Source organism: Ruegeria sp. BF7, assembly GCF_056538605.1.
In genome coordinates this window covers 126,027-150,440 of record NZ_JBQFTM010000008.1, presented here as the reverse complement: position 1 = coordinate 150,440, position 24,414 = coordinate 126,027, and the positions used below count along the sequence as shown (strand labels likewise).

21 protein-coding genes are annotated in these 24,414 nt (G+C 55.8%); 8 read left to right on the top strand and 13 right to left on the bottom strand.

Going from position 1 to position 24,414, the window contains the following annotated elements; all coding sequences use genetic code 11:
- The first annotated feature begins 59 nt into the window (after window positions 1–59).
- Window positions 60–548 carry a hypothetical protein gene (locus tag ACR0IK_RS16565; RefSeq protein ID WP_480642311.1) on the top strand — a complete coding sequence of 163 codons (489 nt, stop codon included), beginning with the start codon at window positions 60–62 and terminating at the stop codon, window positions 546–548.
- Window positions 549–645: 97 nt separating this feature from the next.
- Here ACR0IK_RS16565 and torT read toward each other — a convergent pair whose 3' ends face one another.
- Window positions 646–1,647: a TMAO reductase system periplasmic protein TorT gene (gene torT / locus ACR0IK_RS16560; protein ID WP_480642309.1), complete on the bottom strand. Its 1,002-nt coding sequence runs from the start codon at window positions 1,645–1,647 to the stop codon at window positions 646–648.
- On the opposite strand from torT, the gene ACR0IK_RS16555 reads away from it, so the two are divergent.
- Window positions 1,625–4,405: an ATP-binding protein gene (locus tag ACR0IK_RS16555; RefSeq protein WP_480642308.1), complete on the top strand. Its 2,781-nt coding sequence runs from the start codon at window positions 1,625–1,627 to the stop codon at window positions 4,403–4,405. The genes torT and ACR0IK_RS16555 overlap by 23 nt on opposite strands.
- Here ACR0IK_RS16555 and ACR0IK_RS16550 read toward each other — a convergent pair.
- Window positions 4,378–5,082 carry a response regulator gene (locus ACR0IK_RS16550; protein WP_480596143.1) on the bottom strand — a complete coding sequence of 235 codons (705 nt, stop codon included), beginning with the start codon at window positions 5,080–5,082 and terminating at the stop codon, window positions 4,378–4,380. The two genes, ACR0IK_RS16555 and ACR0IK_RS16550, sit on opposite strands and share 28 nt — an antisense overlap.
- 114 nt (window positions 5,083–5,196) lie before the next feature.
- Here ACR0IK_RS16550 and ACR0IK_RS16545 point away from each other — a divergent pair, with 114 nt between their 5' ends.
- The 4 genes from ACR0IK_RS16545 to ACR0IK_RS16530 all read left to right on the top strand — a co-directional run bounded on the left by ACR0IK_RS16545 (window position 5,197) and on the right by ACR0IK_RS16530 (window position 9,855).
- On the top strand, window positions 5,197–7,866 hold the full coding sequence (locus tag ACR0IK_RS16545) for a molybdopterin-dependent oxidoreductase (RefSeq protein ID WP_480642307.1): 2,670 nt from the start codon (window positions 5,197–5,199) through the stop codon (window positions 7,864–7,866).
- An 81-nt stretch (window positions 7,867–7,947) separates the two neighbouring features.
- Window positions 7,948–9,057, top strand: coding sequence for a GTP 3',8-cyclase MoaA (gene moaA, locus ACR0IK_RS16540; protein WP_480642306.1), 1,110 nt, complete (start codon window positions 7,948–7,950; stop codon window positions 9,055–9,057).
- A gap of 30 nt (window positions 9,058–9,087) precedes the next feature.
- Window positions 9,088–9,522 (top strand): pseudoazurin, encoded by a 435-nt coding sequence (locus ACR0IK_RS16535; protein ID WP_480642305.1) that lies wholly within the window; start codon window positions 9,088–9,090, stop codon window positions 9,520–9,522.
- Window positions 9,523–9,540: 18 nt separating this feature from the next.
- Window positions 9,541–9,855 carry a carboxymuconolactone decarboxylase family protein gene (locus tag ACR0IK_RS16530; protein WP_480596135.1) on the top strand — a complete coding sequence of 105 codons (315 nt, stop codon included), beginning with the start codon at window positions 9,541–9,543 and terminating at the stop codon, window positions 9,853–9,855.
- 203 nt (window positions 9,856–10,058) lie between these two features.
- On the opposite strand, the gene ACR0IK_RS16525 is transcribed toward ACR0IK_RS16530, so the two are convergent.
- Window positions 10,059–10,559, bottom strand: coding sequence for a TetR family transcriptional regulator C-terminal domain-containing protein (locus ACR0IK_RS16525; RefSeq protein ID WP_480642303.1), 501 nt, complete (start codon window positions 10,557–10,559; stop codon window positions 10,059–10,061).
- A gap of 491 nt (window positions 10,560–11,050) precedes the next feature.
- Between ACR0IK_RS16525 and ACR0IK_RS16520 the strand changes: the two genes are divergently transcribed.
- Complete coding sequence (locus ACR0IK_RS16520) at window positions 11,051–11,257, top strand: hypothetical protein (RefSeq protein WP_480596130.1); 207 nt, start codon at window positions 11,051–11,053, stop codon at window positions 11,255–11,257.
- A 62-nt stretch (window positions 11,258–11,319) separates the two neighbouring features.
- Here ACR0IK_RS16520 and ACR0IK_RS16515 read toward each other — a convergent pair whose 3' ends face one another.
- From ACR0IK_RS16515 to ACR0IK_RS16485, 7 genes are all read right to left on the bottom strand, one after another.
- Window positions 11,320–12,888 (bottom strand): trimethylamine methyltransferase family protein, encoded by a 1,569-nt coding sequence (locus ACR0IK_RS16515; protein ID WP_480642301.1) that lies wholly within the window; start codon window positions 12,886–12,888, stop codon window positions 11,320–11,322.
- A 26-nt stretch (window positions 12,889–12,914) separates the two neighbouring features.
- Entirely contained in the window at window positions 12,915–14,114 is a 1,200-nt protein-coding gene (locus ACR0IK_RS16510) for an aromatic ring-hydroxylating oxygenase subunit alpha (protein WP_480642300.1), read from the bottom strand.
- Between the two features lie 8 nt (window positions 14,115–14,122).
- Window positions 14,123–16,189 (bottom strand): oxidoreductase, encoded by a 2,067-nt coding sequence (locus ACR0IK_RS16505; RefSeq protein ID WP_480642299.1) that lies wholly within the window; start codon window positions 16,187–16,189, stop codon window positions 14,123–14,125.
- A gap of 93 nt (window positions 16,190–16,282) precedes the next feature.
- A complete protein-coding gene (locus ACR0IK_RS16500) occupies window positions 16,283–17,338 on the bottom strand; it encodes an extracellular solute-binding protein (RefSeq protein WP_480642297.1) in 1,056 nt (351 codons plus the stop codon).
- Window positions 17,335–18,450, bottom strand: a complete 1,116-nt coding sequence (locus tag ACR0IK_RS16495) for an ABC transporter ATP-binding protein (RefSeq protein ID WP_480642295.1) — start codon at window positions 18,448–18,450, stop codon at window positions 17,335–17,337. The genes ACR0IK_RS16500 and ACR0IK_RS16495 overlap by 4 nt, the downstream gene beginning before the upstream one ends.
- Window positions 18,451–18,470: 20 nt before the next feature.
- On the bottom strand, window positions 18,471–19,265 hold the full coding sequence (locus tag ACR0IK_RS16490; RefSeq protein WP_480642294.1) for an ABC transporter permease: 795 nt from the start codon (window positions 19,263–19,265) through the stop codon (window positions 18,471–18,473).
- The gene (locus tag ACR0IK_RS16485; RefSeq protein WP_480642292.1) at window positions 19,262–20,125 is read right to left on the bottom strand and encodes an ABC transporter permease; all 864 of its coding nucleotides are present in this window, start codon (window positions 20,123–20,125) and stop codon (window positions 19,262–19,264) included. The genes ACR0IK_RS16490 and ACR0IK_RS16485 overlap by 4 nt, the downstream gene beginning before the upstream one ends.
- Window positions 20,126–20,314: 189 nt before the next feature.
- On the opposite strand from ACR0IK_RS16485, the gene ACR0IK_RS16480 reads away from it, so the two are divergent.
- Window positions 20,315–20,953 (top strand): TetR family transcriptional regulator C-terminal domain-containing protein, encoded by a 639-nt coding sequence (locus tag ACR0IK_RS16480; protein ID WP_480596112.1) that lies wholly within the window; start codon window positions 20,315–20,317, stop codon window positions 20,951–20,953.
- A gap of 585 nt (window positions 20,954–21,538) precedes the next feature.
- Here ACR0IK_RS16480 and ACR0IK_RS16475 read toward each other — a convergent pair.
- From ACR0IK_RS16475 to ACR0IK_RS16465, 3 genes are all read right to left on the bottom strand, one after another.
- A complete protein-coding gene (locus tag ACR0IK_RS16475; protein ID WP_480642291.1) occupies window positions 21,539–23,116 on the bottom strand; it encodes a GMC oxidoreductase in 1,578 nt (525 codons plus the stop codon).
- 42 nt (window positions 23,117–23,158) lie between these two features.
- On the bottom strand, window positions 23,159–23,689 hold the full coding sequence (locus ACR0IK_RS16470) for a gluconate 2-dehydrogenase subunit 3 family protein (protein ID WP_480642290.1): 531 nt from the start codon (window positions 23,687–23,689) through the stop codon (window positions 23,159–23,161).
- 308 nt (window positions 23,690–23,997) lie between these two features.
- The gene (locus ACR0IK_RS16465) at window positions 23,998–24,360 is read right to left on the bottom strand and encodes an antibiotic biosynthesis monooxygenase (RefSeq protein WP_480642288.1); all 363 of its coding nucleotides are present in this window, start codon (window positions 24,358–24,360) and stop codon (window positions 23,998–24,000) included.
- Between the last annotated feature and the right edge of the window lie 54 nt (window positions 24,361–24,414).

The window sequence follows — 24,414 nt, the reverse complement described above, 5'->3', positions numbered from 1 at the left end:
AAGCAACGGTTCCGGACGCTGCAGAGTAGCTGCCAAAAGGGGGCGACATCGAGGTCATCATGTCTGATCGTTGCCAAACCTCAAAAAAACAATCATCCGACTTTGTGGTTCAACCCGAAGCGGGCACACGCATACTGCTTCTCTTTCAAATCACCCTGGTCGCGACACTGGCGTTGTATTCAACTACCGGTTTGGCAGGTGATTGTGATCGGGTATTTATGCTGGAAAACCACGAAAGGTCTGCGGACCTGCCCAATGACATGATCTGTGAGACCTTTGTGGGGTTGACCGGCACCAGGGGCATTTCCTGTTACTGGGCATTTTCATACCGAAGCGAAGATGCAGGTCTTTTGTTTCGAGACGCCTGGAGGGAAGTTTCAAGCTGTCGCGAGGGTAGCAGCACCTCAGCGTCGAAACCTTTGAATCACCCCGACAGCTACAACTTGCGGGAGCTGATCACAGAGCGCGGCACATACCGTGTCGCGCTGAAAGACAAAGGCCAGCAGAACCGAACTTTGGTAGTAATGGTTTTTGAGAACCACAAGTGAAAAGCCTTGTTGTAAGAAACGTGGATTCGATGCCCAAAAGAACCACTAGTATCGTCGGTCCTGCTCACTGAGATATGACGGTCTGCTTTCCGCTGACTTACTGAATGCTTGGAAAGTACTCTGCCGGAGATATCTGGATATCGACCAACGTCGGATCTGACCGGGTCAACAGGATTATGTCAGGCCCAGTCAGCCCGACCGGTTTTTCAGATGCCAGAACGGACACAACCTGATTGAGTGCCATGTCACCCTGCATGGCCGGATCGTCAAATGGAGCTGCTATGACCCTTCCATTCATCAAGCCACGCATGACCGTATGGCTGATATAGGTAGAGATCAGCTGCGGCGGATCAGGATCATCTGAGTTCACAAGTACACCAATTGCCGCCTCAATTGCTGGTGCACTACCAATCAGGTAATCCGCATCGGGATAGCGTTCCAAGGCCGTTTCGACCTGAGCCAGTTGCTGACTAAGGCCCGTGTCGGCACCAAAGACCTCGAGGATGGTCACCTCGCTGCCGCTCAGGCCATTGCGCAGCCCCGCCTCCAGTGGGCCCGTCCAACCGGCTTCTGCCGGACCTGAAATAAAGATTGCGGTTTTGGGAGGCGATCCGTCGGGATGCAGCTTGGTCAAGTGATGCCCTACCGCTTGTCCCATATCTTGCCAGTCGACTCCGATGCGCCCACTCAGGGTATCTGCATGAAGCTCGTTGACCAGGCCAAAAACAGGGGTCCTCAGCGCTGCCTGTTCTATCGATGCGATCAGATCCGCATGATCAGATGTTACTGCGCCGATGAGTATTGCATCGACGCCCTGGTCAATGCAGGTTTCAATCTGCTCGATCTGCCGAGAACGGGCGCGGTAGCCGCCCGCCTCATAGAATCGAAGGTCCAACCCCAACCGCTCTGCTTGCTGTTCCAGCCCATAGCCGACGCTTAGCCAGTATTCATCCTTGAAATGGGGAACAAGCACGCACACCAGCGTACGCGGACCCGCCGCGGCAGCAGACCAGAACGCGACACAAAGTCCGGCCGCCAAGATTGAACCAACCCAGATGGCCCCGTAGTGTCTGACAATGCGACGGACGAGATTTGACACGCGGCTGATCCAGATCCTTTCAGCAATGGGGGCGCTTGCCATTATGGTGGGTATCGTCGCGATTGCCGTCAACCGATATCTGATTCGCACGCAGAACGATCTAATCGAAACCAACCTGCCCGCAATAGAGCTGGCCAGCCGGATCGGCGCCTCTGCCGAAGTTGTTGGCACGCTTGCAACCGCATTCACGCAAGCGGATACCAGCGATGATCTTGATCGAATTTCAGTTGCGCTTGGCCAGACCGTCGAAAGCATCGAACGTGGGGTTCAGGTCTTGCTGGGCATGAGCCCGACCACGGCCCAAACAGGGCCGGAATCCCGCGCCAGCGAGATTGTCGCGCAAATGGCCAAAAACGGACAAGTGGAGTTGCAGCTTGCCATCCACATCGCGGAACAAACAAACGAGATCATCCAGCTGGCGGGCCAATTGGAATCAATCATCAGCGACGAGACCGATCTGGCGCGACTAAGGATAACAGCCGGCATCGTAGGGATTTATACCGAGTCTGACGGCGATCCGCGCCCGGCGCTGGACGAACTTGCGGATCGCCATTTCTTTGCCTTCGAACGGTTGACAGAGCTCGAAAATGTGGTTGATACGATCCGGCTGAAGCTGCAGCAGGTGCAGGTGATTGCCACGCCAGATGCGCTGGCCGATCTCCGCACCGAGCTATCGGATCGTCTGACGCTGGCCGATCGTCGCATCCGCTACCTGCCGACACCTACGGCAAGGGACGCGGCACAGGCTGCGCTGCAACAGCTGCAGGATACCATCGCGCAAGGTGGGTTGGTTGACCGGCAGCAGGACAGGATCGCCTTGCAGATGGCGATTGCTGACGACAGTCAACGCCTGCAATCCCTGATCGCGAGCCTGTCGTCGCAAGCCCGACAGGCTCGCGATGCCGTGCAGGCCCAGGGGGTCGCCCAGATCGCGGCAGCAGAACGGCAGTCGTCGGTAATGAACATCGCGTTGCTTGTGGTGGTCGCTGCAGCGGTGATCACCGGTTCGGTCCTGTGGCTTTACGCCCGACAGCAACTGGTCGCGCGTCTGGGAGAGCTGGCCCGGCGCATCGTGGCCGTGGCAGAGGGTGAATATGGCGCGCCGATGCAGATCAGCGGCCATGATGAGATCGGGCGTATGGAAAAAGCGCTCAACATCCTGCGTCGCCGCGCAAGCGAAGCAGCCGAGCTGCGCGAACATCTGGAAGAGGCGGTGATTGCGCGTACCGGCGATGTCGTTGCCGAGATGCAGGCCTCGGACGCGGCGCGCACCGAGGCCGAGGCCGCAAACCGAAGCAAAACCGAGTTTCTGGCCCGGATGAGTCATGAAATCCGCACCCCGCTGAACGGGATTATCGGGATGTTGGGGCTGCTGGAGGCCGAAGTGACAGACAAGGACCGGCAAGATCGGGTGCGAACGGCGCACCGCTCGGCCCGCGAATTGCTGGAGATCACAAATGACATTCTGGACTATGCGAGCAGCGAAGACAGCGGTAATCGCACGAACCCCGTGCATTTTCACCTGCGCGATCTTGTTGGCCAGCTTGGTCACCAGCTGCAGTCGCTGGCCGCAAAGACGGGGCTGCAGACCGTTGTCCAACTCACAGAACCCGCGCCCCCGGTGCTGTTCGGCGACGTTGTGAAAATCCGACAGATACTGGGAAACCTGATCTCGAACGCGGTCAAATACACCAAGCGCGGGACTGTCACGCTTACCGTGGACCACGCGGTGGCGGAGGACACAGGACAGCCCGTTGTCAGTTTCACGGTGACCGACACCGGAATTGGCATGACGCGCGAGGCTATCGCTCAGGCCTTTGATGCCTATACGCGGACAGCAACCGTAAAACGCGCAGGAATAGAGGGGCTTGGTCTCGGTCTTGCCATCTCGCGCAATCTGACCGAAGCGCTCGGCGGGGTGCTGAGCGTCGAAAGTGAACCTGGCGTCGGCACCCGGTTTACCCTGACCGTTCCGTTGATGCCCGGTGATGCCGACTGTGTGCCCGAAGACGAAACCCAACTGTCCGAGGCCGATCTCAACCGCAATGTCCTGGTGATCGACGATCATGCCGTAAACCGCATGGTGGCACGGGGCTATCTGGAGCGGCTGGGATGTCGGGTGCAAGAGGCTGAAACCGGAATGGCCGGATTGAAGTGCTGCCGTGACAATCGCTTCGATCTGATCCTGATCGATCTTGATTTGCCGGACATGCGAGGCGAGGAGGTAGCCGCAGGGATTGGCGCCGGGGAACACGCGCCGATGCTGGTCGCGCTGACGGCGCATTTGATTGATGACACGGAACAGAACCGCGCCCGGCTGGGCGTTGCGCGCATTCTGGCCAAGCCGATCTCGCCCAGGGCTTTGACAGAAGTTCTTTCGCCTGTCAGCGCGACCGAAACGCTCCAGCAGGAAACGGCGGTTTTGGACAGTCTTCGAAGCGATATTTCAGATCTCGGCCATGAAACGACAGCGCTGATCGTATCCGAGTTTCTGCGCGCATTGCCCGAGGCTGTGGCGACGATCAAGTCCACACGGGCCGACCAGCAACGCAAAGCCGCACACCGGTTGAAAGGTGCCGCTGCGAATTTCCGGCTTGAGACCCTTTGTACGCTGCTTGCCGAGTTGGAGGCCCAAGACAGTGATTCCAGCGAGGCCCTGTTGGACCGGGTCTGCGCCAGTGCCAAGACCGCGGCATCAACCCTTGAAGTGGCGGCTACAGAGGCGGGGCTTCAGGTCGAAGTCGGATCAACGAAGTGATAACCCTTACCATGTTGGGTCAAAATCCATTCGGGGTTGGCCGGGTCTTTTTCCAGCTTCTTGCGCAGCCGTCCAACCACCACGTCGATCATCCTGTCATTGGCGCGGTTGGAGCTGCGGCCGATCAGTTCTGAAAGCCGCGCGCGGCTGAGCGTTTGCCCAGGGTGATCTGCCAGTGCCTTCATAATCGCGAATTCCTGAGGTGTAAGTGTTTCTGTTCTTGCGACCGAGACCAACCGGTGCCGAATCCGATCAAAACACCAAACGCCAAACAATTCGACCGGCGGAGGGCCCTCGGGTGCCTGCCCGATATCCGCAATCCGAGCCAGCAGATTTTTAACGCGCGCCGCCAATTCACGTTTGTCGAATGGTTTGGTTACATAGTCGTCGGCACCCATTTCCAATCCGACGATCTTGTCGACCTGATCATCGCGGGCTGTCAGCAGGATGATACCGACCCGTGATTTTGCCCGCTGTTCACGGGTGATCGTCAGGCCATCCTTTCCGTCCATGTTGATATCGACCAGCAACAGATCCGGCGGATCGTATTCGATGATGCTTTCCATCTCGTCCGCATCCTCGGCCATGCTGACGCGATGCCCCTGCTCTTGCAGATAAGCGGCAAGCCGCAACCGGGTTGTGCGGTCGTCTTCGACGATTAGGATATGCTGCGCCATAGGCTGCTTTTACATTTCTTTACATATTTGGACAACCGCAGTTGTGCGCAGTCAAAGTGACAGCTTCGCCCAAAGAATAATGTGCGCCCAGAAGCCAGTCACAGGAGGCCCGATATGTCTTTCTCAACGCCAACCCGCCGCGCCTTTTTGCAAGGGGGTATCGCCACATTCGGCGCAACCGCCCTGATGAATTCGACAGCACTTGCAGCGCTAGACCCCAACTCCTTCGGGGCGCGCACGTTCCACGCGACCCATTTCGGCCCATTTGAGGCCGTGGTCCGCGATGGCAAGCTTATCGGCATCAACAAAATCATGGAGCTTGATGCCCGTCCCACCGAGATGCTGGCCTACGGCGTCATGGACCGGACCTATGACAAGAGCCGGATCAACTACCCGATGGTGCGTAAATCCTATCTGGAAGGTTGGGAAAGTGGCGACATCAAGCCCGAATTGCGCGGCAAGGAAGAATATGTCCGCGTCGATTGGGACACCGCCTGGAGCCTAACCGCCAAGGCGCTGCTGGATACTGCCACCAACCACGGAAACGAAGCGATCTTCAGCTCATCCTATGGCGGCTGGTCGAATGCCGGCGTGTTCCGCCCGAATGTTCTGCAGGGACGTCTGATCAACCTGATGGGCGGCTGCACGAACACGGCGGGCGACTGGTCGGCTGGTGCCGGTCAGGTATGTCTGCCGCATATCATCGGCGACATGGAAGTCTATTCCGCGCAATCCGCCTGGGAAACCATCCGCGACAATACCGAACTGTTCGTGCTTGTCGGCTGTGACCCGATCAAGAACAACCGGATCGAGTACCGCGTGGCCGACCACGGCATGTATGCCCATTGGGAAGAAATCCGCGATGCGGGCGTCAAGTTCATCTCGATCAACCCGCAGCGCACCGCCAGCGACGACTATCTGAACGCAGAGTGGAAACGGATCATACCGAACACCGATACCGCCCTGTTCCTGTCGATGGCCTATCACGCGCTGGAAAACGGTTTGGAAGACCAGGCCTATTTGGACAAATACACAGTCGGCAGCGACAAGTGGATTGCCTATGTGAAAGGTGAAACCGACGGCACACCAAAAACGCCCGCCTGGGCCTCGGCTATCACCGGCATTGACGAGCAGGAGATCAAGGATCTCGCTGAACTCATCGCATCGTCGAAAACCAGCATCGCCGGTTCCTGGGCCATCCAGCGCGCCCAACATGGCGAGATGGCCTATTGGTCGCTGATCAACTTTGCGGCCTTGCTTGGAAAGATTGGTAAACCGGGCGAGGGCGTTGGGTTCTCGTGGCACTATGGTAACGGCGGTATGCCTCAGGGTGGCAACGCCACACCGGTCGGCATGAGCCAGGGCAGAAACTTCGTCAAGAAGATCGTCCCGGCCTCGCGCATTACCGAGGCGTTGGAAAGCCCGGGCGTGGATTTCTTCTATAACGGGCAGACCAACACCTATCCCGACATCAAGATGATCTTCAATGCCGGCAACAACTTCATGTCGCACCAGCAGGATACCAACCGGCTGATCCGCGCGCTTGAGAAGGTCGAGACCATCGTCTCTGTCGATGTGTGGTGGACAGCTGCGACCCGCTGGGCTGATATCGTCCTGCCTGCAGCCTCGACACTGGAACAGGATGACATCACCTCGGGCGGCACCTATTCGAACGACCGCGTCTACGCGATGAAGAAGGTGATCGAACCGGTTGGCGAAAGCCTGCCCGACTATGAAATCTTCGAAGGTCTGGCCGACAAACTGGGTCTGTGGGCGCAGTTCACAGACAGCGAAGACAAGATGTATCACATCAAACTGGCCTATGAGGCTTCGGGCGCGGCCAAGGAAACCCCGTTCGAAGAGTTCTGGGAAAAGGGTTATGCCCGGATGCCGGTACCTACCGAGGCCCGGAAGTGGGTGCGCCACGGAGAATTCTACACGGACCCGGAAGCAAACCCGTTGCACACAGCATCGGGCAAGATCGAAATGTTTTGCGAAAACATCGCGAATATGGAGATCGAGGACTGCCCCGGTATGCCGATGTGGATGGAGAAACACGAATATCTCGGCAATGCCAAAGAAGGCCAGTTGCACGTCGTGTCACCCCATCCATGGTACCGCCTGCACAGCCAGATGGACCAATCGGAAACGCTGCGGGGTATCTACAAGGTACAGGGTCGCGAACCGGTTCGGATCAACGCCGATGACGCCGAAAAACGCGGCATCGCCGATGGCGATCTGGTCGAGCTTTATAACGACCGAGGCACCGTTATCGCCGGGGCCGTTGTCAGTGACGAGATCATGCCAGGCGTCGTTTCTATCTACGAAGGGTGCTGGCCGTCACTGGACAGCAAGGGACGTTGTAACTCGGGTCTGGTGAACTTCCTGACCTCCACGCAGCGCGCTTCGGGCCTCAGCGAGGCCACGTCTGCCAATACGGTCTTGATCGAAATGCGCAAGTGCGAAGACCCGGAAGGTCCGAACATGGCCTATGAAAAGCCAGCGATTATCGAGGATACGGAGCTTGCCGCGATTGACGATGATAAGCTTGGCCTGGAGCGGCTCGAAGCTTTGACGGCATCCCTCTACGCCGACATGACTCCGGGCGAGAAGATGTTCTTCCAGCGGTGTACTGTCTGTCACGCCCCACGGGAAGTGACCCACTACACGCAACAACAGTGGAAAGGCATCGTGCCGTCCATGTTCGAACGGGCCGGCCTTGATGACAGCGAACGTGAACTCGTCATGGAATACCTGATGATGAACGCGGCCGACGCCAACTAAGGCACCGAAGACCAGCGTGGCCGGGGCAACGCCCGGCCACGCAAAACTTTAAAAAATCCCCATCACATGCAGGAGGGTCCGATGCTGGACAACACAAACAGCAGTGGTTGCGGTGAGAATGCCGACCCTTTTGGCCTGAGCCCCCTTAAAACTGCGCGCATTGGCGCATCTTCGACATCCAAAAGAAAAGCGCGAGAAACGCTAACTCCGCTGGTCGATGGTTTTGGCCGAACCGTCACCTATCTGCGCCTGTCGGTCACCGACCGCTGCGACCTGCGCTGCACCTATTGCATGGCCGAGAAGAGGTCATTTCTTCCCAAGCGCGAGCTTTTGAGCCTCGAAGAACTGGCCCGCCTCAGCGACATTTTCATTCGGTGTGGTGTGCGCAAGCTGCGCATTACCGGTGGCGAACCTCTGGTGCGCCGCGATGTGATGGATTTGTTTCAGGATGTGTCGCGGCATCTGCGGTCCGGCGCGCTTGATGAACTGACACTCACCACCAACGGCACATTGCTGGCGCGCCATGCAGATGGTTTGGCGGCTTGCGGGGTAAAGCGAGTCAACGTCTCGCTCGACACGCTGAGCCCGGATCGATACTGCGGCCTGACCCGACTTGGTGATATTCGCATGGTTCTGGCCGGGCTGGATGCCGCGCAGGACGCGGGCCTACGGGTCAAGTTGAACGCGGTTGCCAGCCGTGGCGCGTTCGAAGACGAAGTCGACGATTTGATCCGCTTTGCCCATGGGCGCGGCATGGGCTTGACGCTGATCGAGGAAATGCCGCTGGGCGATACTGGTCTGGACCGAAATGACAGCGTGCTCTCCCTGCGTGATCTGCAATCGGACCTGGCGCGCCGATGGACGCTGACCCCAATAAACCGCAACTCTGGCGGTCCGGCGCGCTATGTGCAGGTCGCAGAGACAAGTGGCCAGCTTGGGTTGATTTCCCCGATGTCCTGCAACTTCTGTGCGCTCTGCAATCGGGTGCGGGTCAGTTGCACCGGACGCCTTTATACCTGCATGGGTGACGAGGGTTCGGTTGACCTGCGCGCGCCCCTGCGCCGATCCGAGGACGAGGCATCGTACGCCATTCGAAGCGCGTTACTGATGAAGCCCGAGCGCCACCGCTTCGACCTTTCCCAAATGTCACAGCCCGCCGTGGCGCGCCATATGTCCGCACTTGGCGGATGAACCTCTTGAAACCTCACAAGGAAACGTAAGATGAAACTCAAATCTCTAACCACAGCCACCCTGCTGGCTCTTGCCCCGGTTTCGGTCCTTGCCGAAACCATAGAGGTCCAGATGCTGAACCGAGGCGAAGCTGGAACAATGGTGTTTGAACCGCGATTTGTCTCTGCTCAGGTCGGTGATATCGTGGTCTTCCGCGCAGCGGACAAAGGTCACAATGCCGAAACCGTCGAAGGTATGGTTCCCGAAGGGCAAGAGCCTTTCGTAGGCAAGATCAATGAAGAAGTTGAGGTTGAACTGACTGCCGATGGCATGATCGGGGTTAAATGCAAACCGCATCTCGGGATGGGTATGGTAATGGTCATTGAGGTCGGCGCTTCTGATATGCAGGAAGGGTTCCTCGATGCCAAAATGCCAAAGAAAGCCAAGAACGCATTTGAAGAAATCATTTCCGAAGGCATGAGCTAACGAAAAGGAGAGATTGAAATGACCAAAGATCTGCCCGGCGCCGCAGGGGCGCTTGCTGCAAAACACCCCAACATCTGGGATGCATATGCCGCACTTGGATCAGCGACCGCACAGGCCGGGAACCTCACGGAACGCGAACGCCGGCTTGTCAAACTGGCACTCGCGATTGGCGCCGCGTCAGAAGGTGCCGTACATTCACATAGCCGCCGAGGGCTAGCCGAAGGAATTCCTGCTGAAGACTTGCGGCAGGTCGCGCTTTTGGCGATTGGCCCGCTTGGGCTTCCACGAGCTGTTGCAGCGGGAACGTGGATTTCGGACGTGACCGATAATTAAACTATCACATGCGGCGCCTGACCAGAGAGGCGTCGCACGTATCCTTGAGAAACCGATCTCGTCGTTAGGCAGCATACACATCATTTATTGAAGCGGACGATTGAGCCGACAGCGTTGAAGATGCTCTGGCTCATTTGTTGAGACCTCACGCGGCGCGCCCGTTGGTCGGAGAGGCGCAATGTACCCGCTTCGAGCCTAACCTTTTAGTCACGTTCACGCATGGACTGCTGAGTGCTGAAGTGCTTTGGAAACACTGACTGCAGTACAAACAGACAGATCTTCAAAGCCTCCTCGGGTTTGAAAATCTCTGAGTGCAAGTGGTAATCGGTCCAGAGTCCTTCTAACAGTGCAATCATTGCGTCTGCGGCAAGTTTGCCGTCGATGTCTTTGTACTCACCTTCGCTATTTATCTCCTCAAATAGTTCCAGGATCACGGCTCGAAAACCTTTGTCTCGCGAGTCGATCAAAGGAAAGATGTGTGGATTCGAGAGCGCTTCAGCCCGAAACGAAAACCAGATCGAAACATCCCGTGGATTAAGAACGAAGGGATCGAAGTCCGCCTTTATGATAGAAATCTGCTTTTGGGCCGCGTCCAACTTTGGATCGTCTGCTATTGCTCTCCACTGCCCCGCGTAGCGCTCTGACAATTCTTCTGCCACAGCGAGCAGCAGCTTCTCCTTAGAACCAAAATGAAGGTTTACCATTCCCCGAGACAATCCGGATAATTCCTGGATCCTAGCCGAGGTCGATCCGCGAATTCCTTATTCGTGAATAGCGTCTGCAGCCGCCTGGATCAGCTGCTCTCGGTTCTGCAACTTGCTCAGATCTCGGGCATTGGTTGGGCTATCTGGCTCGAGAGTAATCTCACTTGTCCTTCGCTGGGGTGCCGCTTTTGGTCTTGTCGCATCTAGCGGATCAAAAGATCAAGGATTGGCATTGAATGAATGTTTGTTCATTTTGTGAAACATGTTACAATAAGGTGGCGCATGACCCTTTTCAATTTCAACTTTCAATCTGTACGCGACTGGGACAACAAGCACTTCCTGCACCCGTGGGAGGGAATGTCGCATCTCGGTCTGAATGAATGAACTTTTACCGAAAGAGGTCTTGGTGTTCACGTCATGACAGAGGACGGCATGGTATGGGGCCGGTGGGCTGCGTTGAATGTGTTGCTGACGCAAAAGCAGAAAACCTGTTGGACTTTGATAAATCAGTAGGTGCATTGATTGACCGGCATTGCCAAGAGAACGGCCTGATCCTGCGCCCTATCATCAATATGTGCGTGTTTTCCCCACCACTGATCATCACAGAAGACGAGTTGAACCAGATGTTCGACATCCTTGAAAAAGGCATACAGCTGGCGACCGAAGATCTGACGCGACAGGGTGCTTTGAGGATTTAGGTTTTGCAGCGGAAAGGCATCACACTCTTGTAAATGCGATGCCTTCTTCCCAGTCGCAGCGCTCAACCCGCTCGCATCGCCTCAGGTGGCAGTTTAATCGGGAACTTGGACCGCACCTCTTTATCGGCTTTGCTACCAAAGTAGTTTGGGTAGTGATTGGACAGGATATCGTCCACAACCGACCGACTCCGCTCAAACATATCCTGACGACCTGCTTTCTCCCAGGTATCGGTCAGTTCCCGGTCTAGCAGCGTCGGATAGACATATTCGGTCTCCATATATTGCAAGGTCTGCGGGTTGCCGAGAAAGTGACCGGGATCAATTGCGCATTCATGGATGACGTCGACTGAGAGCGTGTCGTCGCTCACCTCGATCCCACGCAGTGTTCGCGAGATCATTCCCGCGGCCTCATTGTCGATAACCATGGACTCAAAACTGCACCCCATCAGACTGCCAAGCATTCCGCCGAATTCACACAGCCTGTTAGCACCGGCATGGGCCGCTAACGCGAAGGTCAGCGCCTTTTCCAGACCGTATTGCGCATCGGGTATCTTGGAATCCGTCATACCACATCCAACGCTGGTCGGCAGGTTATAGAAATTGCCCATCTGAATGGCTGCGGCCGAGATCAACGCCTGTTCACCGCTGCCGCCTGTAAACGAACCGGTGCGCAGGTCGGTGATGAAGGGCCAAGCCGCAAAGGCGACCGGAGTGCCAGGGTTGATCAAGTTGGCAATTGCCACACATGACAGGGTCTCGGCGACGGCTTGCGCCAAGGTCCCGGCAAGCGGCGCAGGCGACGTCGCCCCGGCTTGCGGCGGAACAGCCAGGTCGCATACCAGCCCCATTTTCGCTGTATCAATCAGGATTTCCAGATTCTCGCGCCCGAATCTGAGCGGTGAAACGATTGGGCACCCACCAAAAATGACCGAGGGTTTTTCAAGGAACTTGCCTTCCCCTCCCGATGCCAGGTCGAACAAATGGATTGCGTCCTGAATATGCTCGCGTGTACGGAATGTCAGGCAAGAAGGCTTCTCGCTACCCGCCAGAATGGCATAGAGCATGCTCATGTCATGCTCGTAGTCCTGTGGCACATCCGTCGCCAAAACCGTGTCACCGGTCATGTGAATGTTGTCTAGCCGGTCTACCAAGCGGGTGAAGTCGTAAATGTCCTTGAGTGTTGATGGCCGGTAACTGCGCGTTTCCGCGTCAAACGTGGTCACAGCGGTACCGGAGTTTGCGTAGTACACCTTATCCTTGGTGCAGTGCATATCATCCTTCCCAGCCCGCGATCCGCGCGCATGGACATAAAACTCACTAGCGGCCTTGGCCAAAAGGTCTTCCATCAAGGCCCGAGGAAAGCACAGCCTGCCATGCTCGTTCAAAGTCGCCCCCTTGGGTAATACGAGATCAAGAACTTCCTGCGTGGGATCCCCTACCCCTGTTCGTTCCAGAATAGTAAGCGCGGCCTCGTGAATACGCGCCATGTCCGCGTCTGACAGGGGCTTGTATCGCCCACCGGGAATACCCGGCCAAATCGCCTGCGAAGGGGCGTTACTGGATCGTACTGCTGCGCGCGCCTCACGCCCGCCCCCACGCCGTCTTGATCTGCGCTGCGTTAGTTCTGTCATGTTTTTTTCTCCGAATTATGCGCGTCTCAGATCATGCTGAAGTAGTTGCGATAGAAACCGGGAATGCTCCATTCCATCTCGGACAGCGGCCCCGGGACGAAATGGTATGAATTTACGCCTTCCTGATTGTGACGGATGATCCGTTCGTCATCGAGCGACGTGACATGCCAGAGCCATGTCAGGGCCTCCTTGTCATAGTCGCGACCTTCTTCCGCGTCGCCGCGAACATACCAGACGATCTGAATATCCGTTTCTTGCAAGGAACGCGGTACAAACCGATAACCGACCACGTGATCAGCATAGACTAGGAAGTAGTTCAGTGTCCCGACACCCAAATCGGTGGCACCGCCGTCATGGGTTCTCAGTTCACCCAGAGGCGGCGCCAAAGGCGCGCCATCCTTACTGCCTGTCAAATAGCCAGGGAACAGCGGGTAGCGCCGCCAATAGACATCTGCGCCCGGCGCGTCCGCATTCTCTCCGGTCAGGTCGAGTTCCTCCGTTGGAATTCCGGCTTCCTCCATTCGTTCATGCAGAGCCCCGCTGAACTCCAGAACTTGAGCCGGGTCTTTCAGGGAATGGCTACGAGAGTAGTCCTTATGGGACGGCGCACAGTGATAGCATTCCAGGTAATTCTCCAGCGCCAGTTTCCAGTTCGCCGGAACCGGATATGAGGCCTCATGGGCGACCTTCAGGTTTTCAAAATCAAACGGCTTTGAAAGTGGGGCCAGTCTTTCCAATGCAGCGTCCAGCGGTGGAGCATTTTCAGCCGCACAGACAAAGACCAGGCCTTGGAAAATCTTCACCTGAACCGGGAACAACCCATATTGGCCCGGGTCAAAATCTGTCCCCATTGCTCGTCCGTTTCTCAGCTTGCCGTTGAGGTCAAAAGTCCACGCGTGATACGGGCATATGAAGTTGCGCGCCTTGCCTTTCTGTTCAATGCAAACCCGCGATCCCCGGTGGCGGCAAACGTTCAGATGCGCACGCACCTCGCCTGCGCGATCCCGAACAATGATTATGGACTCGGGCCCGTAGTCGAAGAGGAAATAATCACCGGGTTCAGCGACTTGACTGACATGGCCGACCCAGATCCAGTTGCGGTTCCAGAACGTGCTGATATCGTTTTCGTAAACCGCCTGAGACGTATAGAAGTGACGCGGCAAAGCGAACCCTTCTCGCTGTGCTTCCATCAAATCGCGCATTACTTGCAAGTCATCTTTTGGCATAGCGCACCTCACATAGATTCAAGGGAGACGATTTCCCGACGAAAAAAATCTCGGTCGATATCGCCTGCGTCGCGTTCGAAATTCCGAGCGGCCATGTGACCCGAGTATACGGCGTCAGCTATTAAACCGGGGTTTGCGGCATCTCCGATCAATTCCAGTTTACTAAGAGGGCTGTCGGCCAAGCCCAGAAGCTCATCATACAGGGTGGTCTCTCTTGCGCGCTGCGTCACCAAAAGGACCGAGCCGCAATCAATGGATTGTTCTCGCCCCGTGTAAGCGCAAAGCAATTTCACCGTTTCGGGCGCGATGCTGGCCAAGGTCTGGGACAATGCAAGCTGCACACCTTTTTCCAGCAGTCTGCGTTGCACTTTGGCCTGCTCCAACGTCAATTCGGTAAACGGTGAGACCATTGAGGCCGGCGTTACAAAGACGACCTCTCGTCCGGCCTGAGCCAAGTGATCCGCCAAAACTCCACCGAGATAGGCTTGATCATCATCGTAGACAATGATTGGGCCGCCCCCCGGCACTGCGTCGGACATGATGTCGTCGGGAGTGAAAACTTGAGAGCCTGGGTCTATTGAGACGCCGTGAAATGCAGATTTCCCGCGACCATCGCGTCGCCATAATGCACCGGTGGCCAAAAAGACGTTCGGAATACCCAGTTCGACGACATCGCTTGCCGACAAAAGGCTATCGGTGAACAGCTGAACATTCCCGCGTTGCTGAAGGTCATAAATCCTGTGATCTGTCACACGTTTCCAGGCGGACAGCCCGGACAGGCTGGATTCCTGCAAGACGCGGCCGCCCAGTTCTTGCCTGGCTTCAGCCAGGGTGACTTCATAGCCCCGGCGCGCCAACTGCATGGCGCATTCAAGCCCGGCCGGACCGCTGCCGACAACAAGCGCAGCTTCCTCTTTCGCCCGGCGCTCAATGATCTCAGGGTGCCATTTCCTCCTCCACTCTTCGCCCATTGTAGGGTTTTGCGTGCACCGGATAGGGACGCCCAGAGAATCCGATGAAACACAGATATTGCAGCCGATACACTCACGGATTTCTTCGATGCGACCTTCCTTGATTTTGTTCGGAAGAAACGGATCAGCAATGGATGGTCGCGCCGCGCCGATAAAATCAAGGATGCCCTTCTTGACCAGAGACACCATCAAATCCGGAGACGTAAGGCGGCCGACACCGACCACTGGCTTGGAAGTAACCTGTTTGACGAACTCGATATATGAGGTTTGAAAACCGTCGCGGGGTTCAAAGCGGGTCGTCGCAGAGTCATTGCTCCAATCCGCAACGTTCACGTCCCAAAGGTCGGGAAGCTCTGCCAACAGTTCGACGACGGCTCGACCTTCCTCCTGCGCCTGCATCCCGTCAGACCCGAGCATTTCATCCACCGCGAACCGGAGAGCGATGGCGCAATCGTCCCCAACCTCTTCTCTGGTTTCTTCCAGAAGCTCTCGCGTAAGTCGCGCCCGGTTCTCCAGAGAACCGCCATATTCATCCGCCCGGTCATTGAACTGTGGCAACAGAAAATGGTGCGGCAACGTCATGTGATGCCCGGCATAAACATACACTATGTCAAAGCCCGCCTCGCGCGAACGTCGTGCCGCCGCGCGGTGCCACTTGCGAAACTCTCGGATGTCCGCCTTGTCCATTGCCCGAGCCTGTTTGGGATACGCGGTTTGCAGGGCAAGTTCTGACGGGCCCAGCAAGGGCGCACGGCTCAGGTGGTTCTGCGCATGGTGACCGTTATGCGCTAGTTCTATGGCCGCAAGCGAACCCTTGGCATGGACAGCTTCTGTCATCAAGCACAGCGCTGGAATATCCCGTTCGTCCCAAAGTCGGTTTTCCGCATATGGGGACAAATCTGAAGTGGGGTGAATTTCGGTCTCTTGGTTGGACACAACGGCCCAACCACCCTCGGCCTTCATCGCCCGCATGGCCGCCTCGGCCTGCGGTCGAAGATGCCCCATGCCGTTGCAATGGGGCACTTGATAGAACCGGTTGCGGGCCGTCACGGGCCCGATCTGAACCGGCTCAAAGAGAACAGAATATCCGTCAGCGCCTGACATTGCCGCGCTTCCTCCAGAAAAATTGGAATTGGTTCCGTAGGATTGGCAGGTTTGCTAAGGTCCCACCAATCCCGACTGTGTTGTTAGGTGGCTCTAGAAACCTGCCTTGATGCGCTCAAACTCTTTCAACATCTTTGCTTCCAGTTCCGGGTTGACCGCATCGAAGAACAAGCTGCCCTCAAAGAAGCTGTCCACGTCCGAGAACCCGTAGGTATCGATCAGAGCCGGGTCGGCCTGTGCGAAAGCGTCCTCGTTGGCATGGGCGTACCCCCAGCTTTCGATGATGTACTTACCGCTTGCGGCAGAGCTGAGCGCGTTGAGCATGTCATAGACCTGCTCATCCGATTGTTTGGCGGACTTCAGATGCACATAACCGCAGACCCAGGTGGCGATGCCCTTGTCCACATCCCGCATCATAACTGCCGGAGTTTCGTTCCAGATCAGGTTTAGCTCCGATTGGTTCCAGCCCCAGCCCAGCGTCACCTCACCGCTGGCAATCGCCTGATCGAGCTGACCTGCGTCAGACCAGTAAAAGCGAACATTCGGGTGAATTGCGCGCAGGTAATCCGCCGCTTTCTGGAATTCCTCGTCGCTCATATCAGTATAGCTTGAGGCACCGGTCGCCAGCGCGGCCATGGCAAAAGCACTGGATGCCGCATCCGGAACCGCAACTTTGCCCTGATACGCAGGATCTGCAAGCAATTGCAGCGAAACATCGTCCGCCGAAACCATATCGGTGCGATAGATCAGGCCGGTATTGCCCCATTCGAAAGGCACCATATAGGTCTGTCCATCGATCGTGATGCCATCAACCTCTTTGATCTTGGGCATCAGTTTGTCCCAGTTCTCCAGCTTGCTGGTATCAATGGGCTTAAGCATGTCCGCCGCAACCCATTTTCTCAGGGCGTCCGTACAGGGATGGGCCAGATCTGCCTCAAACCCGGATTGAAGCTTGGTGAACGCCTCCTCCACGCTGCCGAAATAAGTATAGCTCGGCGCGCCGCCGTACTTTTCGACGTAATCGCCGTAAAAGCCCTGATCTTCATATCCAGACCAGTCAAAAACGGTCAGATCTGCCGCGTTGGCTTGCGCTTGTCCGGCGGCAAAGGTGGCAACTACTGCTGCCGCAAGTGATGCTGCTTTTTTCATTTGTCTCCTCCCAAAGAGTCACGTTTGCCTAGATCAATTACCGAGGCGCTTTGAACACCAAGCCAAACAGTGTCGCCGCGGCTGTGATCGACCGTGTGAAAGTAGTTCGGCACTGCAACGGCGATGCTGTCCTTTAGACCATCGACACGCACATAATAGTGGACGCTCTCACCATAGAAGGCGACGTCCGACACTTCGCCCTGAACAAGAGCGTCGTATCCATCTGGCCTTTCTGCACTGATTTCCAATTGCTCGGGCCGAACGCCGACCAGCAGGTCTTTGTCATGCACCTGAACGTTTGGGTTCACCCCGATTGTCATCTGCCCAAATCCCTGAACGTTAACCTCCAGCGATTCAGAGCTTTCAGCCGTTACCTCGGCATCCAGGAAGTTCATTCCACCGATGAAAGAGGCCACTTCCCGGTTGCACGGCTGGGAATACAAAACCTCGGGCTTGTCGACCTGCTTGAGCTGCCCAGCGAACATGACTCCTATCCGGTCGGACATGGTCATCGCTTCGTACTGGTCATGCGTGACCATTACGAACGTAATTCCAAGCTTTTGTTGCAAGCGGCGCATTTCCAATTGCATCGCTTCGCGCAGGTTTTTGTCCAGCGCGGATAATGGTTCATCCAGCAGCAACACTTTGGGCCGCATGACCAGCGCACGGGCAAGCGCCACACGTTGCCGTTGTCCGCCCGACAACTCATTGGCCTTGCGATCCTGCAAGCCTCCGAGCTCAACCATCTCAAGCGCCTCGGCAACGCGTTCCTTGATTTCACTTCGCGTGAGCTTTGTCTTTCGCAAGCCGAACCCGACATTGTCACCCACATTCAGGTGCGGAAAGATTGCATAGCTTTGGAACACCATGTTCGTAGGCCGCTTGTTGGCAGGCACCTCACCCATCGTCCGACCATCTATCCGGATCTCGCCCTCTTCGTGATCCTGAAATCCCGCGATGATGCGCAAAGCGGTTGTCTTTCCGCAGCCCGAAGGTCCGAGCAGCGAAAAGAACTCACCCTCTTTCAAGGTGAGGTTCAGATCGGACACAGCGACAAAGGTTCCAAAACGTTTTTCCACGCCCTGAATCTCGATGATGTTCTGTTCGCTCATCTTGTTTGTTTCCTTTGGCTTCAATCAGAAGATTGGGTGGAACGGCGGCGGAAGTATTCGGCAATCAGCAGCAGCAGAACGGACGAAAGCAAGAGTAACGAGCCAAGTGCCAGTGTGTTGGGCAGTTTTGCCGGGAAGCGGATCTGACTCCAGATATAGACCGGCAGTGTCGGGCTGTTTCCGGACAGGAAGAAGGCTAGAACGAACTCGTCGAAGGACACGGTGAACGTGACCAAAAGGCTGGCGATAATGCCCGGTGCAACGATTGGCAGAGTGACACGCCTAAATGTTCCCACAACGCTTTCGCCGAGGTCAAAGGCGGCCTCCTCCAACGACTGGTCGAAATCGTCAAAGGCGGATTTCATGATCGATACGGCAAAGGGCAAAGCCACAAAGACATGGCCCAGGATCACCGTCGTCAGCGAAGGTTTCAGCCCGACGCTAATAAACAGTACCAGCATCGAACTAGCGACAATGATGCCGGGTACCACCAGCGGGAGCATGACCAAGCCTTCGGAAAACTCCCGCCCCTTGAAACGGTACCGAACATAGGCGCGCGCGGCGAACAGACCCAGAGACGTCGCCATCAGGGCGGTCACACTGCCGACGATCAGCGAGTTCACCATCGCCTGAAGCAACGTATCCTGCTGACCCAATTGCGCGTACCATTTCAACGTAAAACCCTTAAGCGGGAAAGCCACGATGGTTCCGTCATTGAAGGAAAACAGCGGCAACAGCAGCACTGGCAGATAAAGAAACACAAGGTAGGCGACTGCATAGACAAGCAACCAGGGGATACGAATAGCTTTGGTCATCTGATCCTCCGCCCCAGTGCGGTGACAACCAGCACGAACAGGATTGCGACGCAACCGACCGAAAGCATAGCAAGCAGAGACAGGGTTGCACCCAATGGCCAATTATTGGCGGCGCCAAACTGCACCTGGATTAGATTGGCCACCATTTTGCCCTGTGACCCACCGACCAATGCCGGAGTGACGTAGTCGCCAACGGTTGGGATGAAAATGATCAGACAGGCGGCGATGATCCCCGGCACAGTCAGGGGCAATGTCACGCGGACAAATCTCTCCAACTTGCTACATCCAAGGTCGGTTGCGGCCTCTAACAGGCTGCGGTCGATTTTCTGCAGCGACACATAAATCGGCAATATCGCAAATGGCGCCCAGGCATGCGCAAGCGTGAGAACAACGGCGAACTCGTTGTAGAGCAGGAAAGTCAGCGGCTCCTGTATCAGCCCCAATGAGATCAAAGCGGAGTTCATCACCCCATTGAATCCAAGGATCAGCTTCCAGCTGAACACACGCAGCAGGTAGCTGCTCCAAAAGGGAATAGTGATCAGCAATAGCCAGAGGGTCTTTTTTTGCGTCCGAAATGCGATGAAGTAGGCAATCGGATAGGCCAGACAGACCGTTACCAGTGTCACCGCCCCGGCAATTGCAACTGAACGGATCATCAGGTGTCGGACCAAGGGATCGGTGAACGCCTCTTGGTAATTCGCCCATGTCAGCGTGCGGTCAATCTCGACATAGGTCTGAGTCCAAAAGCTGTAGGCGACAAGAATGCAAAGAGGCACGGCCACAAGCAGGCCAACATAGAGCGTCGCAGGGGCGCTCAATGCCAGGCCTTTGCCCGCTTCACTTCTAAAGACTCCGGCCATGCTTCCCTGCTGAACATTGCTTTCAATGGCGAGACGATTCCCATCACAAAATGGACAATCGTCCATTTAATTCTGGAATTTTCGGGCTAGCTGTGTCAACTGATAATTCCACAACGGGGCTGGCCAATTTCACAAACGCCGCTAGAAGGCACCGCAAGAGCTTGAAAACAAACTGAACCGCCTGATCAAATGACTGGAAGACGCCAACAGATACGAGAACGAAACCGCCTGTCTCTTATCGAGGCAGTCCTCGACTCGGTTGCAGAAAAGGGAATTTCTGAGACGTCAGTCAGCGAGATCATTCAACGTGCCGACTTGTCCCGCGGGATGATTCACCTTCATTTCGGCGGCAAGGACAATCTGGTGGACGAGGCGGCCCGCTACTCTTCCGAGCAATACTACGATGGCATCCATGCCATGTTGGAAACGACCGGGCAAACTGGTCAAGAACATATTGAGATGATTGTTCGGGGTGATTTGAGTGAAGCCATCCTCAACAAGAAGAATGTTTCAATCTGGTACGCATTTCGAGGTGAAGCCAGAAACAGAGCGGCGATTGCGGCCTTTTCAGATACACGCGATGCAAAACTTCGGAATCTGATCTTCAACGCATTCTTGCGAATTGCGAAAGAAGCCGGAAATGAACACCCCAATCAGGTTGCACGGGACGCCACGCACGGCACACTAGCAATGCTAGAAGGTATGTGGACCGATTATCTACTCCACCCGGATTCCTTTGATCGCAACGAGGCAATGAGAATTGTTTTTCGGTTTTTACGTGCAATGTTTCCCAAACACTTCGACCTCAGCGGCGCACTGCTTTGTTGATGAAATTTGCGATAGTTCGCCAGTGAGGTTCTGAAGGTGTTGACGTTCTCGCTGTCCTCTCTATGAATTCGCGACGCAACATTTTCACAACCCCTAATTTTTTCGTATTGCAAACCCCCTACCCGCGTTGCGCGAAAAAAACCGGATGTGTCGCAAACATTTGGCTTTGATTGACGAGAATGTGTGTTCGGTATTTGCTACCTTCAAATCCATCGCGAACAGGTTTCCGAATGGCCTCATTGAAGGGCTGCCACTTCCTCAAGGAAGCGGTTTGGTACGCTGAATACTTCTTTTTGCGGTACACTGTGCCTTATCGTGACTTGGAAGAGATTAGTGCTGATCGAAGTCGCCAGAACGATCCGCAAGGGCCAACTCGATTTGCCGTAAACCTCTGGGTTTCGTCAATTCGCTGAAAACTTGGGATAAGTGTGTCCAGCATATCCCTGCCTCTGGCCGCTCCAATAGTTTGCGCGACAACCGTCAGCTCGACAGCGTTCTGGTCACCAGACAGTGTGCTAAACCGCTGGTTTCAATCACTGCCCGACACCTCCGAAGGCAGGGGCGGTCGCCCCCTCGCAGCTCCCTTTAGGGCAGCAGTTCTGATCGATGGGTGCGAATGTAATCTGCTGTGCGGAACACCAATGCGGCCAGAGTAGCGGTAGGGTTGACCGCGCCGGGTGTGGGAAACAGGCTTGCGCCAGCGACAAACAGATTATCGACTTCATGCGCCTGTCCGAAGGAGTTCGTTACCGACGCCGACGAGTCATCGCCCATGATTGTACCACCCATCATGTGCATTGGGTTTCGCGGCCCTGCCCAGGCGTCACTGGCCCCTGCGGCCTTGAAGATGCGCAGGCCCTCCTCTTTGGCCAGCTCTGATCTGGACGCATTCGCCCGCGGAAGCGAATTACTCACATGCGCTTGCGGCAATCCATAACGATCATGTTTTGATGCGTCGAGTTTGATGCAATTCTCCGGAATGCCATCCTCCTCGCAAAGCACGGCCATGTTTCCGTAGTGCAAACTGGCCTGACGCAAATATGCATCCAGAGCCGCGCCAAACAATTCCGGCTTTGCCAGAGCAGTCCCCAACAGATCGTTTGGTTTTGCTGCCTGTCCTACCAGCCAGGCGCGGCTACCGAAGGCATCTTGTGCTGGTTGTTTGTCGTCATAGCCTTCCAAGCAGAGTGAATTGGCGCCAGATACACCCAAATGCGGTTCTGTTTCCTGGTTAAACAGCCCGTGGATGGTTGTGAGGGCGTGGGACATGAAATACCGCCCCAGTGTCTTGCTTCCATTGCCAAGCCCATCGGGATGCTTGTCACTGGAAGACAACAGCAGCAGCCGTGCATTCCAGATTGTATGACAGGCCGAGATGACAATGTCGGCGGGTTGCAGGTTTTCACGGCCCTGCTCATCAAGATATACAACACCGGTTGCCTTCGATCCTGAAGGGTCTGTTTCAACCCGTGCCACGTAGGCATTGTGGCGCAGTTTAACCCCAGCCTTTCGCGCCCGTGGCCATTGCAACACCAATGGGTTCGCCAATGCTCCAATCGGACACCCAGCATCGCACCAGCCGTCAAGCAGGCAACCCGCTCTCCCGGCATACGGGACGGAATTCACCGCCAAAGTGTTTGTCGTCAGCCTCAAACCTTCTGCATCAAAACCTGGTTTGATTGCCTGCGACTGTTTGGATAAGGAAATGGCCGGCATGGGATAAGGCGCCGCTGATGGCGCATGCGGATCGTCGTCTCCTGATACCCCGAAATAGGACTGCGCATGGTCATACCATGGTTTCAGATCATCATATCCTATGGGCCAGTCCAGACTTCGTCCGTACATAGATTTGACGTGAAAGTCGTCCGGATGCAGCCGGTACCAATTCGCGTACCAATGCAGGCCCGCGCCACCGGTCCCCCAACCCATGGCAAAATTCGCCGCCCCCACAAGGTCACCTGTTTCCAGAACTTCCGGCCCGGCCCATCTGAGCCTCCGCGACCAGATTTGCGAGCTGACCATTTCAGACAGATAGCGCTCTGGTCCGGCCTCAAGCACCAGTACATCAAACCCCGCCTCACCCAATTCGGCTGCCATCGTGCTGCCAGCGATGCCAGAACCGACAATTACGACTTCAACTTTGTCATGTGCCGCTTTCGCCATTGGTTCCCCGCGTTTTGGTTTAGCACATATGCGGTCAATTCGTTACCAGGGTCGCGGTGGCTGAATATGCGCCAGATAGGGGATGTTCAGATCCGAAAACCCCGCCTGCGTGCCATAAACCACATCCACCGCGTCACTTCGTGAAATGAAATAGAAGAAATTCGGATCCGGGTCGGTCCAGATCTGCATATCCGAGGTTACGGCCGCCTCAACCAATTCCATCTTCTGACTCTTGGTTATTTGGACAAATGGCAGGTTAAACCGGTGGGTACATTCCTGCTCGATTCCGGCGAGACCCAGACGGTAAAACCCCGCCATGTCGCTGGCATTGAGGTACCGCAAGAGCAGTCGCGACGAAGCCCGATCTCCTGCAAGGCTTTGATCGACAAACTTTGCCACCCCGGCGTCTCCTGCACCCGGCACGATAGTTGAACACCAGGCAGCCAGAATCTCCATTTCCTTTACCGTTAGTACTTTGTTGTTCTCACGTTCGACGGTTTTTGCCTCCACATTTTTGGACAGGCTGCGCATCCGGATGCTTGTCCCGAATGTGGTCGGAAGAATACGAGTCAAAAAACGGCGTCTTCCCATCCTTTGATCCGTCCCCGCCTATCGCAAGTGGGGCTTTCCATTGTCGCAGTCGTGCGGTTTTTGTCAAATTCCAAAGCTTTGCCGGTGTTGAAACTGAAAAAACTGGACTGCCGTGAACCAGCAACTCAAGCAGCATCGGATTGGTTTCCCCTTACACAGGTGCAGGCTCAAAGGGTCGCACCCACAAAAAGGGAGCAGGCGTCCACGTCTTCTTTGGGCCTGAAAACACGGCCCTCACGATGATGGGCTAAGCATTACGGCCTTGGCATCAATCAAACAGTCAAACCCATCTACCGCCGAAACCCAAACTCGGTCTCATAGAATCTCGGAGACATCCCGCTGAACAAATCGCGCAGTTTTTCAAGCTCAGCCTTGGGACCATGCAACTCTACCCCGGTTATCTCGACCAAGGCTTGTGTCCTTTCAAAGATGTGTGTGCCCAATTCCATATGGCGGTTCACTGCGTCAGCGCTCTCGTAATCTTCGCGTGAAGCGGCCGTCCCATCCTTGCCAAAACTGTAGGCCGACGCCACATGGCCAGGTTCCTGACTGCGCAGTTCTATCATTTCCGCACAGTTTTTTCGAAATGCCTCCGCATTCGCTGCGGATACGGAAAAACAGCCAACGACGGTAACAATCTGTGGAACGGACATAATACTTCCTCCAATAACCAGTTTAAATCATCCGTCGTCAGAATAAGCGGAGTC

Bases quoted from the DNA above. Each gene is read 5' to 3' on its own strand.
- ACR0IK_RS16530 (WP_480596135.1), top strand. From the start codon at position 9,541: ATGACCAAAGATCTGCCCGGCGCCGCAGGGGCGCTTGCTGCAAAACAC.
- ACR0IK_RS16500 (WP_480642297.1), bottom strand. From the start codon at position 17,338: ATGAAAAAAGCAGCATCACTTGCGGCAGCAGTAGTTGCCACCTTTGCC.
- ACR0IK_RS16485 (WP_480642292.1), bottom strand. From the start codon at position 20,125: ATGGCCGGAGTCTTTAGAAGTGAAGCGGGCAAAGGCCTGGCATTGAGC.
- ACR0IK_RS16555 (WP_480642308.1), top strand. From the start codon at position 1,625: ATGCGACGGACGAGATTTGACACGCGGCTGATCCAGATCCTTTCAGCA.
- ACR0IK_RS16505 (WP_480642299.1), bottom strand. From the start codon at position 16,189: ATGTCAGGCGCTGACGGATATTCTGTTCTCTTTGAGCCGGTTCAGATC.
- ACR0IK_RS16515 (WP_480642301.1), bottom strand. From the start codon at position 12,888: ATGACAGAACTAACGCAGCGCAGATCAAGACGGCGTGGGGGCGGGCGT.
- ACR0IK_RS16465 (WP_480642288.1), bottom strand. From the start codon at position 24,360: ATGTCCGTTCCACAGATTGTTACCGTCGTTGGCTGTTTTTCCGTATCC.
- ACR0IK_RS16565 (WP_480642311.1), top strand. From the start codon at position 60: ATGTCTGATCGTTGCCAAACCTCAAAAAAACAATCATCCGACTTTGTG.
- ACR0IK_RS16535 (WP_480642305.1), top strand. From the start codon at position 9,088: ATGAAACTCAAATCTCTAACCACAGCCACCCTGCTGGCTCTTGCCCCG.
- ACR0IK_RS16510 (WP_480642300.1), bottom strand. From the start codon at position 14,114: ATGCCAAAAGATGACTTGCAAGTAATGCGCGATTTGATGGAAGCACAG.
- ACR0IK_RS16495 (WP_480642295.1), bottom strand. From the start codon at position 18,450: ATGAGCGAACAGAACATCATCGAGATTCAGGGCGTGGAAAAACGTTTT.
- ACR0IK_RS16545 (WP_480642307.1), top strand. From the start codon at position 5,197: ATGTCTTTCTCAACGCCAACCCGCCGCGCCTTTTTGCAAGGGGGTATC.
- moaA (WP_480642306.1), top strand. From the start codon at position 7,948: ATGCTGGACAACACAAACAGCAGTGGTTGCGGTGAGAATGCCGACCCT.
- ACR0IK_RS16480 (WP_480596112.1), top strand. From the start codon at position 20,315: ATGACTGGAAGACGCCAACAGATACGAGAACGAAACCGCCTGTCTCTT.
- ACR0IK_RS16475 (WP_480642291.1), bottom strand. From the start codon at position 23,116: ATGGCGAAAGCGGCACATGACAAAGTTGAAGTCGTAATTGTCGGTTCT.
- ACR0IK_RS16525 (WP_480642303.1), bottom strand. From the start codon at position 10,559: ATGGTAAACCTTCATTTTGGTTCTAAGGAGAAGCTGCTGCTCGCTGTG.
- ACR0IK_RS16550 (WP_480596143.1), bottom strand. From the start codon at position 5,082: ATGGCGCAGCATATCCTAATCGTCGAAGACGACCGCACAACCCGGTTG.
- ACR0IK_RS16490 (WP_480642294.1), bottom strand. From the start codon at position 19,265: ATGACCAAAGCTATTCGTATCCCCTGGTTGCTTGTCTATGCAGTCGCC.